Here is a 13,650-nt window from a genome sequence, read left to right on the forward strand (position 1 = left end):
CAGCGGCAATGCGGCCTGCGTCACTTCTTGGCCACCAGCTCGTTGGCGCGCTTCAAAAGGTCGCTGCGATAGACCGAGTTGATGTCGACATCGCCCTTGTATTCAAGGTCGCCGCGCTTGCGGAAGAACGCCTCCTGCTCGCGCACCGAGTTCAGGTCGATCGAGCCGTCCTCGGAGCGGATGGTGTAGGCGATGCCCTGCAGCAGCGACTTTTCGGTGCCGGTGTAGCGGGCAACGATTTCGAGCACACGCTCGTCCTTCCAGCCGCCATTGTCGAGCTGGCGCGCCGCCTTGAGATAGGCGGCGAGGAAGTTGACGACGGCATCCTCGTGGCTCTCGACGAACTCCTTGTTGAAGGCAATGAAGCCCAGCTCGGTGCCGAAGGTATGGTCTTCGACCAGGCGGCGACCCAGGCCCTCGCGTTCGAGCTGCAGGGCGAAGGGCTCGATGCTCCAGCCGGCCTCGAGACCGCCATTGGCGAAGGCAGCGGCGGTGGCGGGCGGCGGCAGGTAGATCGCCTCGACATCGTCGACGGTCAGCCCGCCCTTCTCCAGCGCCTTGGCGACCGAATACATGCCGAAGCCGCCAGGCCCGGGAATGCCGACGCGCTTGCCTTTGAGATCCTGCACGGTGCGGATGCCGGCATCCCAGGCAGCCTGCGAAACCATGAAGGGCGACGGCGACGGCACGGTGTTCGGCATCTTGGCCGAGGTCGCGACAATGGCGACGGTGGCGCCCGCATTGATCGAGTTGAACAGCCCGGCACCCCAGGTCGCGGCACCCGCCTGGACATTGCCCGAGGCCAGCATCTGGATCGTCTCAGCCGTACCGCTCTTCGGCGACAGCGTCACGTCGACGCCGTATTCGTCGAAATAGCCGAGATCCTCGGCGAGGAAGAACGGCGCATAGTCGGCAAAGGGCGAATAGAGGAATTCGATCTTCGGCTTGTCCTCAGCCAGCGCGCCGCCTGCGGCGCCGGCCACAAGGCCAGCCGCAAGTGCTGAGACAAGAAATCCGCGACGATTGACGGCAACCATAAGAACCCTCTCCATTGAGCGATCAGCCAGACTTTGATGTCCTGGATTTTGCAACTGATGCATCACATAGAGAAAGTGATATTTTCTAATCTCGTTGGCAAGTGGAAAAATCATCTGCGCGAACGACGCCGGTTGCAGCACGCCACGCGCCGGTCCAGGCTGTGCCGTATTTCGGCACGCACCCGCCAAGGCCGTCGCCAACCTCCGCTCAGCTCTCCTTTTGGGGGCTTGATCTGAAATATATTTCAGTATATGAATTTTATTGACATATGCTGGGTGAGCTGTAATCTCCAGACCGTCGGCTTTCGGGAGGAAGTCCGGCGGCAATCAATCCACATAGCGGCGCCTTTGGCGGCCGCGACGGTCATTGAGGATGGCTTCGGCCAAGGGAGGAAACTTGCGCAAATTTTTGAGCACGCTCGCAATCGCGGCGGCTGCGTCGACCTGTTTGGCTTCGACCCAGGCGCTTGCCGAAACCGCCAACCCGTTCAAGTGCGAGCCGGGTGAAAAATACGTCATGAACGTCATGGTCTCGGGCGTCGAATACTGGTTCCCGGTCTATGAGATGTTCAAGCAGGCCGGCCAGCAGTTCGGCTGCGAGACCGAATATACCGGCACGCCCGAATATGACGTCAACAAGCAGATCGCCACCTTCGACCAGGCGCTGGCCCAGAAGCCGGCCGGCATCCTGGTCCATCCGATGAACTCCGATCCGTTCATCGAGCCGATCAACCGCGCCATCGAGCAGGGCACGGCGGTCGTCACCTTCGCCGCCGACTCACCCAACTCCAAGCGTGTTTCGTTCATCACCTCGGACAATCTGGCCGAAGGCACCTATGCCGCCGACGCCGTTGCCAAGGCGATGGACGGCAAGGGCGAATATGCCGTGCTGGAAAACCCCGGCCAGGACAACCACGACAAGCGCGTCTCGGCCTTCATCGCCCGCATGGAAGCCAAGTGGCCCGACATGAAGCTGGTCGGCCGCGCGGCTTCGAACCAGGATCCGACCAAGGCCTATCAGGCCGTGCTCTCGCTCGCCCAGGCACATCCCGACCTCGGCGCGGTGTTCATGCCGGAAGCCAACTCGGCCATCGGTGCGGCCCAGGCGGCCAAGGAAGGCGGCGGCAAGATCAAGGTCATGCTCGCCGACGTCAACGCCAAGATCCTCGACATGATCAAGGCCGGCGAGATCTACGGCTCGGTCAACCCCAACCAGGGCATGCAGGGCTATATGGGCTTCATGCTGTTGTGGCTGGCCAAGCACCCCGACCTGATCGATCCGATGAACGACACCAAGCGTTCGGGTGCCAACGGCATGAGCGTGCCCTTCGTCGACAACGGCTTCTCCATCGTCACGGCCGAAAACGCCGACGACTTCTATTGGGACAAGTATCTCAAGCGCCGCGGCACCAAGGGCATCGAGGAATAAGCTCGCGCCTCGCCTTCACGGCAGAAAACCCGGAAGGGGGCCTTGGTCCCCTTCCCCTTTGCAGCGCCCATCGCAGGAGCATGGCGTGACCGAGACGCCCATTCTTGAAATACGCGGCCTGTCCAAGGCGTTCGGGCCGGTCAAGGCGCTCAGCGACGTGCGGTTCGAGCTCAAGCAAGGCGAGATCCACGCGCTGTGCGGCGAAAACGGTGCTGGCAAGTCGACGCTGATGAACATGATCGCCGGCGTGCTGCAGCCCGACCACGGCGAGATCCTGATCGACGGGGTGGCTGTTTCGATCCCCTCGCCGGCGGCAGCCCAGCGCCTCGGCATAGCCCTTGTCCACCAGGAGATCGCGCTCTGCCAGGACGCGACGGTCGCCGAAAACATCTACATGGCCGCGATCAACGGACGCCGCGCGCCGCTGATGAATTTCCACAGGCTTTATGCCGACGCGCAGAAGGTGATGGACCTGCTTGCGCCCATTCCGGTGCGCACCAGGGTCGCCGACCTTTCCATTTCCAACCAGCAGCTCGTCGAGATCGCCAAGGCGCTGACGCTCGACTGCAAGGTGCTGATGCTCGACGAACCGACAGCGGCACTGACCGAAGGCGAAGCGCAAAGGCTGTTTGCCATCGTGCGTGGCCTTAAGGATCGCGGCATCTCGGTGGTCTATATCAGCCATCGCATGGCCGAGATCTTCTCTTTGTGCGACCGCGTCACCGTCTTCCGCGACGGCCATTACGTCGCCACCGATCCGATCGCCAAGAGCTCCCCCGACGACGTCGTCCGCAAGATGGTCGGCCGCGAGATCACCCAGCTTTATCCCGACAAGCTGGCACCTGGGCAACCCGGCCGCCTTTTGCTCTCTGTCGAAAACCTGTCCGACGGCAAGCGCTTCGCAGATGTGAAACTGCAATTGCGCGCCGGCGAAATCCTCGGCATTGGCGGCCTGATCGGCGCTGGCCGCAGCGAGATCGCCCAGACCATCTGCGGCCTCAGGCCGGCAAGTTCTGGAACCGTCGAACTCGACGGCACGGCAGTGCGCATCCGCAACTACAGCGATGCCGTCAAAGCCGGGTTGGTCTACCTCTCGGAAGACCGCAAGGGCTCGGGCGTATTCCTCGACATGCCGATTGCAGCCAACGTCTCCGCCCTTGACCTTGGCAAGCTGACCGGTTCGCTCGGCCTGCTCGACCGCAAGGCGGAAGATCGCCAGGCCACCGACCTGACCAAGCGCCTCGGCGTGCGCATGGCCGGCATCGACGCAGCGGTGTCGACGCTGAGCGGCGGCAACCAGCAGAAGGTGGCGATCGCCAAGCAGCTGTCGATCGATCCCAAGGTCATCATCATGGACGAGCCGACGCGCGGCATCGACGTCGGCGCCAAGGTCGAGATTCATCGCCTGTTGCGCCAGCTTGCCGGCAAGGGCGTCGGCATCGTCGTCATCTCCTCGGAGCTGCCGGAACTTATCGGCCTGTGCGACCGCGTCATGGTGGTGCGCGAAGGCCGCATCGCCGGCGAGCTCGGCGCCGACGAACTCGGCGAAGAAGCCATCATCATGCTCGCCTCGGGCGTCCAGAATTCGTCAAATCAAGAAAAGCAGGCTCAAAATGTCGCCTAGGGAAGCGGGAGAAACCCTGATGCAGGCCGAGATCAAGGCACCCGAGACGGCCATCGAGAAACACACCAGGCGCATCAACTTCGCCCGCCTCGCCTCGATGCGCGAAGCCGGCCTGATCGTCATCATCCTGGCGCTGTGCATCGCCATGAGTTTTGCTTCGCCCCACTTCCTGACATGGGGCAATTTCCGCGCCATGCTGATGAGCTTCTCGATCGAGGGCATCGTCGTCGTCGGCATGACCATCCTGCTGATCGTCGGCGGCATCGACCTGTCGGTCGGCTCGGTGGTGTGTTTCTCGATGGTCGTTTCCGGCGCCTTGTTCCTCGCCGGGCTCGACCCGTGGACCGCGAGCCTGATCGGCATCGGCGTCAGCGCCCTGATCGGTGCCGCCATGGGCTTCTTCGTGACCGTGGTCGGCCTCAACCACTTCATCACCTCGCTTGCGGCGATGGTCATCGTGCGCGGCCTGTGCCTGGTCATCACCAAGGGCACGCCGCTGTCGCTGTTCACCTTGCCGCCGGCCTTCAAGGCCATCGGCCAGGGCAGCTTCCACGGCCTGCCTTATGTCATCATCATCTTCGTCGTCGTCGTTGCGATCTTCGACTTCCTGCTGCGCCGCGCCACCGCCTTCCGCAAGGTGTTCTACACCGGCTCCAACGAGAAGGCGGCGCAGTTCTCCGGCATCAAGACCAAGCAGGTGAAGTTCTGGGTGACGGTGCTGTGCTCGACCCTCGCGGGCCTTGCCGGCGTCATCTATATGGCCCGCTTTGGTGCTGCGACCCCGACCTTCGGCGCCGGCATGGAGCTCAACATCATCGCCGCAGCGGTCATCGGCGGCGCCTCGCTCAATGGCGGCTCGGGCACCATCTTCGGCGCCATCCTGGGCATGGCGCTGCTTTCGGTGGTCACCAGTTCGCTGATCCTGCTCGACGTCTCGGTCTACTGGCAGGACATGATCAAGGGCTGCATCTTGCTTGCCGCCGTCTCAATCGACCACTTCCTGCACCGCAAGAAGTCCTGAGCATCCGGACGAGACAGATCATGGCACCCCCAAACACCCGCGACGACATATCGACCGTCCGCCAGATGCACCAGGCGCTCGTGCTGCATTATGTCGAAGGCAAGACCCAGTCCGACATCGCCAGGGAACTCGGCATCTCGCACGCCACCGTCAACCGGTTGATCAAGCGCGGCCACCAGCTCGGCCTCGTCGAGATCAAGATCAAGTCGCCGATCGACCATCTCGTCGACATCGAGACGCGCCTGGTCGCGCTTGGCGGCATCGAACGCGCCGTCGTCGTACCATCGGTATCGGACAATCCGCAGACAGCTTTGCAGCGTGTCGGCGAAGCAGCGGCCAGCCTGCTGCTCGACACCATCAAGGACGGCGACACCATCTCGATCACCGGCGGCAAGGGCGTCAGCGCGCTTGTCGCCGGGTTGAAGCCCGGCCGCCGCTACGATGTCGAGGTCATTCCGGCCACCGGTCTCGTCCAGGGCAAGCACTACACCGACGTCAACCACGTCGCCTCACTAATGGCCGACAAGCTCGGCGGCCGCGCCTACCAGGTCCATGCGCCGCTGTTTGCCGACACGCCGGAGCAGCGCGAGATGCTGATGGGCGTACGCTCCGTCGCCGACGTCTTCCGCAAGGCGCGCGAGGCCGATGTCGCCGTTGTCGGCATCGGTTCAATCCTGACCGACGATTCCAGCTATTACGACCTGCATCCGTCATCGAGCGCCGACCGCCGCGCCATCGAGCAGTCGGGCGCGTCGGGCGAATTGCTCGCCCACCTCATCGACCACCGCGGCAAGCTGTGCAGCTACGCGCTCAACCGCTCACTGGTGTCGCTGACATTGGACGAATTCGCCACCATCCCGCGCTCGATCGGCATCGCCAGCGGGCCGAGCAAGGCAGCGCCGATCCTCAGCGCCATGCGCGGCAACCATCTCGACACCATCGTCACCGACGAGGCGACAAGCCTCCAGATTCTCGACCTTGCCGAACAGGAGGCAGCATGAGCTCCCGACAAATCCAGCGCCGCATCGGCCGCTCCGACGTCTCCGCATCGGCCGTGGGCCTCGGCACCTGGGCGATAGGCGGCTGGATGTGGGGCGGTACCGACGAGCAGGCCTCGATCCGCGCCATCGAAGCCTCCATCGAGGCTGGCATCAGCCTGATCGACACCGCGCCCGCCTATGGCCTCGGCCGCAGCGAAGAGATTGTCGGCAAGGCGATCAAAGGCAAGCGCGACAAGGTCGTCATCGCCACAAAATGCGGCCTCAACTGGCATTCCGGCAAGGGCAACCACTTCTTCGACCAGGACGGCAAGCCGGTGCACCGCTATCTCGGCGCCGACGGCATCGTCCATGAAATCGAGCAGAGCCTGCGCCGGCTCGGCACCGATTACATCGACCTCTACATCACCCATTGGCAGGACCCGACGACGCCGATCGCTGAGACCATGGCGACGCTGGAAAAGCTCAAGGCATCGGGCAAGATCCGCGCCATCGGCGCATCCAATGTCAGCACTGAAGACCTCGAGCACTATGTCGCCGCAGGCCAGATCGACGCGATCCAGGAACGCTATTCGATGATCGACCGCGAGATCGAACAGACCCTGCTGCCGATCACCCAGCGCAACGATGTCGCCACGCTCAGCTACTCCTCGCTGGCACTCGGCCTGCTGACCGGGATGATCGATCCCTCGCGCGAATTCACCGGCGACGACCAGCGCAAGGACAATCCGCGCTTCTCCCCCGCCAACCGGCAGAAGGTGGCGAAGCTCAGGCAGGCCATCGCGCCGGTCGCTGCACAGCACAAGGCGTCGATGGCCCAGATCGTCATCGCCTGGACGCTGGCGCAGCCGGGCATCACCTTCGGCCTGTGCGGCGCGCGCACTGCCGAACAGGCGCTCGACAATGCCCGGGCCGGCGAAATCACGCTTGGCGCGGACGAACTGGCAATCATCGACACGGCAATCGCCACGCATCTCACCTCAATGGATGCCTGAGCGAAAAGGCACAGCCCACATGAACCGCAACGACACACTCGCCGCTCTGCGAGAGCGGCCCGATATTGCCGTGCTTGTCATAGGCGGCGGCATCAACGGCATCTCGGTGTTCCGCGAGCTCGCCCTGCAAGGCGTCGACGTCTTGCTGGTCGACAAGGCCGACTATTGCTCAGGCGCCAGTGCCGCCCTGTCGCGCATGGTGCATGGTGGCCTGCGCTATCTCGAAAACGGCGAGTTCAAGCTGGTGCGGGAATCGCTGGTCGAGCGCGACCGGTTGTTGAAGAACGCCCCGCACTATGTCGCGCCGCTGCCAACGACGGTGCCGATCTTCGACACCTTCTCCGGCATCGCCAATGGCGCGGTCCGTTTCCTCGGCCTGACGCGCAATCCCAGCCGCCGTGGCGCGCTGGTGATTAAGGCCGGCCTGACCATGTACGACCTGTTCACGGCAACACGGCGATTGATGCCCAAGCACCGCTTCCGCGGCCGTGCCGAAACCCTCAAGGCCTGGCCTGATATCAATCCCGATATCCGCAGCTCCGCCACCTATTACGACGCCTGGGTCAGCCGTCCCGAGCGCCTTGGCCTCGAAATGCTGTTCGACGCCATGGCATCGAGCCCGACCGCGCGCGCCCTGAACTACGCCACGGTCGCCGCATCTAACGAAGGCCTCGCCCTCACCGACAGCTTGAGCGGCGAGAAGTTGCCGCTCCGCCCGAAGCTGATCATCAACGCCACCGGCGGCTGGATCGACCTGACCAACAAGGCCATTGGCGCTTCGGCACCGCGCATGATGGGCGGCACCAAGGGGTCGCACCTGATCGTCGACAATGCCGAGCTTTACGACGCGCTTGGCGGCCACATGGTCTATTACGAAAACGAGGATGGCCGCATCTGCATCCTGTTTCCTTATCTCGGCAAGGTGCTGATCGGCTCGACCGACATCCGCGTCGACGACCCGGACCAGGTCCGCTGCGACGACGATGAGCGCAGCTACATCCTGCAGTCACTGGCTTTCGTGTTCCCCTCGATCGCCATAACCGACAATGAGATCGTCTTCCGCTTCTCCGGCGTGCGGCCCCTGCCCGCCAGCGACGACAGCTTCACCGGGCGCATTCCACGCGATCATTTCTGCGAGTTTGTCGAGCCGAGCGACGGCCTGCCGGCAACTCTGTGCATGATCGGCGGCAAGTGGACGACCTTCCGCTCCTTTGGCGAGATGGCCGCCGACATGGCGCTGCAACGGCTTGGCCTCAGGCGCAGATCAGGCACCGAAGATCTCGCCATTGGCGGTGGCCGCGACTTTCCTGCCGACCCGGACAAGTGGTGTGTCGCCTTTGGCGCCAGGCACGTCGTGCCGGTCGAACGCGCAAAAGTCCTGCTTGAGCGCTACGGCACGTCGGCGGTGGATTTCGCGACCGACCTCGCCTCCGACCCGATGCTGGCGGGATCGACCTACTCGACCGGCGAGATCCGCCTGATTGTCGCGCGCGAGCAGGTCGAATGCCTCGCCGACATTTTCCTGCGCCGCACCACCATCGCCATTTCGGGCGGCCTCAGCCTTGCCCTTATCGACGCCGTGCTTGGCATCCTCACCGAGCACAAGGGTTGGAGCACGGCCCAGGCCGCTGCCGAACGCACGGCCTTCCTCGCTCTGCTCGCCCACCAGCATGGCATCGCCATCTCAGATCTCTCCCAGACGAACGACAAAAGGAGCGCCCTATGCGCCTGAACCACAAAGTCCGCATGAACCGGCTCTTCACCGGCGGCCGCTGCCTCGACGTCGCCATCGATCACGGAGTCTGCAACGAACCGAGCTTCCTCAACGGGCTCGAGGACATGGCAGGCGTGGTCGCGCAGCTGGTCAAGGCCGGTCCCGACGCCATCCAGATGAACTACGGCCAGGCCGACCTGCTGCAGGCGGTGCCGGGCAAGGACAAGCCGGCACTGGTCATGCGCATCGACATGGGCAACCCCTACAACAAGATCCGCCACCGGGCGATGTGGGCGCTGCTGCAGAACGAGGCAGAGCCGTTGGTTGGCGCCCTCGAGATGGATGCGGCCTGCGTCGTGGTCAATCTGTTCATGCTGCCCGACGAGCCGGACCTGTTTCGGCAATGCGTCCAGAACATCGCCCGTGTCCGCGCCGACTGCGAAAAATACGGCCTGCCGCTGATGATCGAGCCGCTGGCCATGTTGCCGGTCGACCAGAGCGGCGGCTACATGGTCGACGGCGATGCCGAAAAGATCGTCACCCTGACCCGGCTCGCCCGCGAGATGGGTGCCGACATCATCAAGGCCGACCCGACCACCGATCCCAACGATTTCCACCGCGTCGTCGAGGCGGCGCGCTGCCCGGTGCTGGTGCGCGGCGGCGGCAAGGAAGACCTGCGCGCCGTGTTCGACAAGTCGGCGGCCCTGATGGCGCAGGGCGCGATGGGGATGGTCTATGGCCGCAATATCTACCAGCATGCCAATCCGAGCGCTGTCGTGCGCGGACTGATGGCGATCATCCACGACGGTGCGGATGGTGCCACGGCCTTCGACCTGTACAAGCAGGCCTGAGCAGCGGCATCGGGAGGAGCCAATGGGCACGTATATTCTCGGCCTCGATGCCGGCAACACCGTCATCAAGGCGATCATCTTCGACACGCAAGGGCGCGAACTGGCGCTCGCCGCCTGCGACGGCCACTCGTCCATGCCCAAGCCTGGCCATGTCGAGCGCGACCTCGACGAGCTCTGGCGCAACGCGGTCGCCGTCATCGGCCAGTGCATCGACAAGGCCGGCATCGACGCAAGCGAGATCGTCGCCGTCGGCTGCGCCGGGCATGGCAACGGCCTCTACGCGCTCGACCGCCACGGTGCGCCACTTGTCGGCATCCAGTCGCTCGACACCCGCGCTGTCGGCATCGTCGACGAATGGGCCGAGCAGAATGTCGGCGACCGCACCTATGTCCATTGCCTGCAAAAGCCGTGGGCGGCACAGACGCCGACCCTGCTCGCCTGGCTCAAGCGCCATGCGCCGGAGCTGTTCAGCCGCATCGGCACGGTGTTCCTGTGCAAGGATTTTGTCGTCAACAGGCTGACCGGCGCGCGTTCGACCGACACCACTGACATGTCGGGCTGCGGCCTGCTGCAGATGCCCGGCAGGCGCTACGATCAAGACTTGCTCGCCGCCTATGGTCTCGGCGACTGCATGGCGCTTTTGCCGCCGGTGCTGGAATCGGCCGACATTGCCGGCCATGTCACATCTGATGTCGCGGCCCTGACCGGGCTGCGCGCCGGCACACCCGTCGTCGCCGGCCTGTTCGACGTCGTCGCCAGCGCCCTCGGCTCCGGCGTCACCCGCACCGGAGCGGCATCGATCATCGCCGGCACCTGGAGCGTCAACCAGGTCATCACCGACGAGCCGATCCGCGATCCCTCTATCTTCATGCTCTCGACCTTCGATCCCAGCCGCTATCTGGCGATCGAATCGAGCGCGACGTCGGCTGCCAATCTCGAATGGATCGTCCGCGAGTTCCTCGAACATGGCCATGACACTGCCGCCTCGCCGTTCGAATTGTGCAGCGAGCTCGTCGCCTCGGTCGATCCCGACGGTGACATCCCGATCTACCACCCCTTCCTTTACGGCTCGCAGCAGAACGGCCACGCCCGCGCCGGCTTTTACGGCATCGCCGGCTGGCACAGCCGGGCGCATTTGCTACGCGCGCTGTTTGAGGGCGTCGCTTTCGAACACAAGCGCCATGTCGAGACCTTGCGCAAGGCGGGAGCCGTCTTTGACCAGGTCGTCTTGTCTGGCGGCGGCTCGCGCAGCGCCATCTGGCCGCAGATCTTCGCCGACGTGCTCGGCGTTCCCGTCACCGTGGCGCGCAGCCGCGAGACCGGCGCGCTCGGTGCGGCGATTGCCGCGGCTACCTGCGTCGGCATCTTTGCGGACTACAGTACCGGCGCAGCCGCAATGACGGCGGCAGCGCGCCACTATACGCCCAATGGCGCGATTGCCCCTGTCTATTCCAGGCGCTATCGCCTGTATGGCGAGATCAACCAGGCGATGACGCCGATCTGGCAGCGCATCGCCCCCGAACAGGCATCTGGGCAGGCAACTGAGAAGTCTAAGCAGGCACCGCAGTGACCGAAGCATCCTCATCATTTGGCGACTACGACTACGTCATCGTTGGTGCCGGCTCCGCCGGATGCGTGCTCGCCAACCGGCTGTCCGCCGACCCGCGTACGCGCGTGCTCCTGCTCGAAGCCGGCGGTTCCGACCGCTACCACTGGGTCAACATCCCGATCGGCTACCTCTACTGCATGGGCAATCCGCGCACCGACTGGCTGATGAAGACCGAGCCGGAAGCCGGCCTCAATGGCCGCAGCCTCAACTATCCCCGCGGCAAGGTTCTGGGCGGCTGCTCGTCGATCAACGGCATGATCTACATGCGCGGCCAGGCCGCCGACTATGACGGCTGGCGCCAGGCCGGCAATGCCGGCTGGGGCTGGGACGACGTGTTGCCCTATTTCCTCAAGTCGGAGGACTATCACGGCGGCAACAGCGCTATGCATGGTTCTGGCGGCGAATGGCGCATCGAAAAGCAGCGCCTGTCCTGGCCGATCCTCGATGCCTTCCGCGACGCCGCCGAGGAGCTTGGCATCCCGCGCACCGACGATTTCAACACCGGCACCAATGAAGGCTCCGGCTATTTCGAGGTCAACCAGCGAGGCGGCGTGCGCTGGAACACCTCCAAGGCCTTCCTGCGCGGCATCAGCGATCGCAACAATTTGCGTGTCGTCACAGGTGCTGAGACCGAACGGCTTGAATTGGACGGCCGCCGCGTCACCGGCCTGGTCTTCCGCAAGGACGGGCAGTTGCATCGGGTCAAGGCTGGCCAGACCATCCTCGCCGCCGGCGCCATCAACTCGCCGAAGATTCTCGAGCTTTCCGGCATCGGCCAGCCGGAGCTGCTTTCACGCCTCGGCATCGAAGTCCGCCATGCGCTGGCAGGCGTCGGCGAAAACCTGCAGGACCATCTGCAGATTCGCACCGTATTCAAGGTGACGGGTGCAGCGACACTCAACCAGCGCTACCACAATCTGTTCAGCCGCGCCGCCATGGGTCTCGAATATGCGTTGAAGCGCAGCGGCCCGCTGTCGATGGCGCCGAGCCAGCTCGGCATCTTCGCCAAGAGCGATCCGCGCCTCGCAACGCCCGATCTCGAATATCATGTTCAGCCGCTCAGCACCGACCGGCTCGGCGAGCCGCTGCACCGCTTTCCCGCTGTCACCGTGTCGGTCTGCAACCTGCGCCCGCAAAGCCGAGGCACGGTGCACATGGCATCGGTCAACGCACGCGAGGCGGCGAAGATCCAGCCGAACTACCTCTCCACCGAAGGCGACCGCGACACGGCCATTGCCTCGCTGCGCCATGTCCGCCGCCTGATGAAAGCAAAAGCCGTGGCGCGTTTTGCGCCCGAGGAGATGTTGCCCGGCACGCAATATGACAGCGACGAAGACCTGCTGCGCAAGGCCGGCGACATCGGCACGACGATCTTCCACCCTGTCGGCACCTGCAAGATGGGTTCGGATGCCATGGCCGTGGTCGACGACCGGCTGCGCGTGCATGGCCTCGATGGCCTGCGTGTCGTCGATGCCTCGATCATGCCGACGATCGTCTCCGGCAACACCAACTCACCCGTCATCATGATCGCCGAAAAGGCGGCCGAAATGATCCTCGGGGATCGCCGCGCCTAGAGCAATTCCAGGAAAAGTGCGTAGCGGTTTTCCGTCCGGAATTGCGCAAAAACAAGAAGATAGAGAGATTCCGTGATTCGAAGAAAGGCGGAAACGCTCTAGCTGGAGCATGTTCCCAAAGCTCCAGTCATTCATTTGCCTTTTCTTGCCGCTGGATTCATCGGTGCGATCGTGCGCATCAACGTCATGGCAAGGCCCACGTCTTCGAGGACGCGGCCTAACCAAATTGTCGGAGTCACCCGCCGCTACCAACAGAAAGCCCCGCGTTTGCGGGGCTTTTGCGTTGTGTGCCGTCGTTGCGGCGATGGTGCGGTACCGCTTACGACCTCGGGCGTTCCTTCTTGGGATCGTAATGGGCGAAAGGCACGATCCTGGCCGGCAGGCGCTTTTGCTGGCCGTCGAGCTTGCCGACCTCGACCTCGGTGCCTGTATTGGCGTGGGTTGCCTCGACACGGGCGAGCGCGATGTTCTTGTTAAGCACCGGCGAGCGCATCGACGAGGTGACGATGCCGATCTGGGCACGGCCGATATGGACGCAGTCGCCATGGCCGACAGCGACGTTTGAGTCGATGTCGAGGCCGACAAGCTTGTGGATCGGGTTGTCCTTGCGCCGGATCAGCGCCTCGCGGCCGATGAAGTCGTCGGTCTTGGTCTTGAGCGGCACGGTGAAGCCGATGCCGGCTTCAAACGGGTCGGTCTGGTCGGAGAACTCGTAATTGGCAAAGATCAGGCCGGCCTCGATGCGCACCATGTCGAGCGCGGCAAAACCCATCGGCTTCAGCCCATGCGGCTGGCCGG

11 protein-coding genes are annotated in these 13,650 nt (G+C 63.9%); 9 read left to right on the top strand and 2 right to left on the bottom strand.

All coding sequences use genetic code 11. From position 1 onward, the window contains the following. Nucleotides 1-20: 20 nt before the first annotated feature. On the bottom strand, nucleotides 21-1,037 hold the full coding sequence (locus IHE39_RS30010) for an ABC transporter substrate-binding protein (RefSeq protein ID WP_192569111.1): 1,017 nt from the start codon (nucleotides 1,035-1,037) through the stop codon (nucleotides 21-23). 397 nt (nucleotides 1,038-1,434) lie between these two features. Between IHE39_RS30010 and IHE39_RS30015 the strand changes: the two genes are divergently transcribed. The 9 genes from IHE39_RS30015 to IHE39_RS30055 all read left to right on the top strand — a co-directional run bounded on the left by IHE39_RS30015 (nucleotide 1,435) and on the right by IHE39_RS30055 (nucleotide 12,852). After that, nucleotides 1,435-2,466: a substrate-binding domain-containing protein gene (locus tag IHE39_RS30015; RefSeq protein ID WP_184770750.1), complete on the top strand. Its 1,032-nt coding sequence runs from the start codon at nucleotides 1,435-1,437 to the stop codon at nucleotides 2,464-2,466. Nucleotides 2,467-2,551: 85 nt separating this feature from the next. Then, nucleotides 2,552-4,090 (top strand): ATP-binding cassette domain-containing protein, encoded by a 1,539-nt coding sequence (locus IHE39_RS30020; protein WP_192569112.1) that lies wholly within the window; start codon nucleotides 2,552-2,554, stop codon nucleotides 4,088-4,090. Nucleotides 4,091-4,187: 97 nt separating this feature from the next. Further along, complete coding sequence (locus IHE39_RS30025; RefSeq protein ID WP_245432117.1) at nucleotides 4,188-5,111, top strand: ABC transporter permease; 924 nt, start codon at nucleotides 4,188-4,190, stop codon at nucleotides 5,109-5,111. Nucleotides 5,112-5,131: 20 nt separating this feature from the next. Next, nucleotides 5,132-6,112: a sugar-binding transcriptional regulator gene (locus tag IHE39_RS30030; protein ID WP_184770754.1), complete on the top strand. Its 981-nt coding sequence runs from the start codon at nucleotides 5,132-5,134 to the stop codon at nucleotides 6,110-6,112. After that, complete coding sequence (locus tag IHE39_RS30035) at nucleotides 6,109-7,104, top strand: aldo/keto reductase (protein ID WP_192569113.1); 996 nt, start codon at nucleotides 6,109-6,111, stop codon at nucleotides 7,102-7,104. Before IHE39_RS30030 ends, IHE39_RS30035 begins: the two co-directional genes overlap by 4 nt. A 19-nt stretch (nucleotides 7,105-7,123) precedes the next feature. Beyond that, on the top strand, nucleotides 7,124-8,836 hold the full coding sequence (locus IHE39_RS30040; RefSeq protein WP_192569114.1) for a glycerol-3-phosphate dehydrogenase/oxidase: 1,713 nt from the start codon (nucleotides 7,124-7,126) through the stop codon (nucleotides 8,834-8,836). After that, nucleotides 8,827-9,669 (top strand): class I fructose-bisphosphate aldolase, encoded by an 843-nt coding sequence (locus IHE39_RS30045; protein WP_184770760.1) that lies wholly within the window; start codon nucleotides 8,827-8,829, stop codon nucleotides 9,667-9,669. The genes IHE39_RS30040 and IHE39_RS30045 overlap by 10 nt, the downstream gene beginning before the upstream one ends. Before the next feature lie 22 nt (nucleotides 9,670-9,691). Further along, nucleotides 9,692-11,239, top strand: a complete 1,548-nt coding sequence (locus IHE39_RS30050) for an FGGY-family carbohydrate kinase (protein WP_192569115.1) — start codon at nucleotides 9,692-9,694, stop codon at nucleotides 11,237-11,239. Beyond that, a complete protein-coding gene (locus tag IHE39_RS30055) occupies nucleotides 11,236-12,852 on the top strand; it encodes a GMC family oxidoreductase N-terminal domain-containing protein (RefSeq protein ID WP_192569116.1) in 1,617 nt (538 codons plus the stop codon). The genes IHE39_RS30050 and IHE39_RS30055 overlap by 4 nt, the downstream gene beginning before the upstream one ends. Before the next feature lie 319 nt (nucleotides 12,853-13,171). Here the strand turns inward: IHE39_RS30055 and IHE39_RS30060 are convergent. After that, on the bottom strand, nucleotides 13,172-13,650 hold a 479-nt coding region (locus tag IHE39_RS30060; protein WP_192569117.1), incomplete at its 5' end, for an aminomethyl transferase family protein.

It is taken from the genome of Aminobacter carboxidus (assembly GCF_014863355.1).
GTDB classification, from domain to species: Bacteria; Pseudomonadota; Alphaproteobacteria; order Rhizobiales; family Rhizobiaceae; genus Aminobacter; species Aminobacter carboxidus.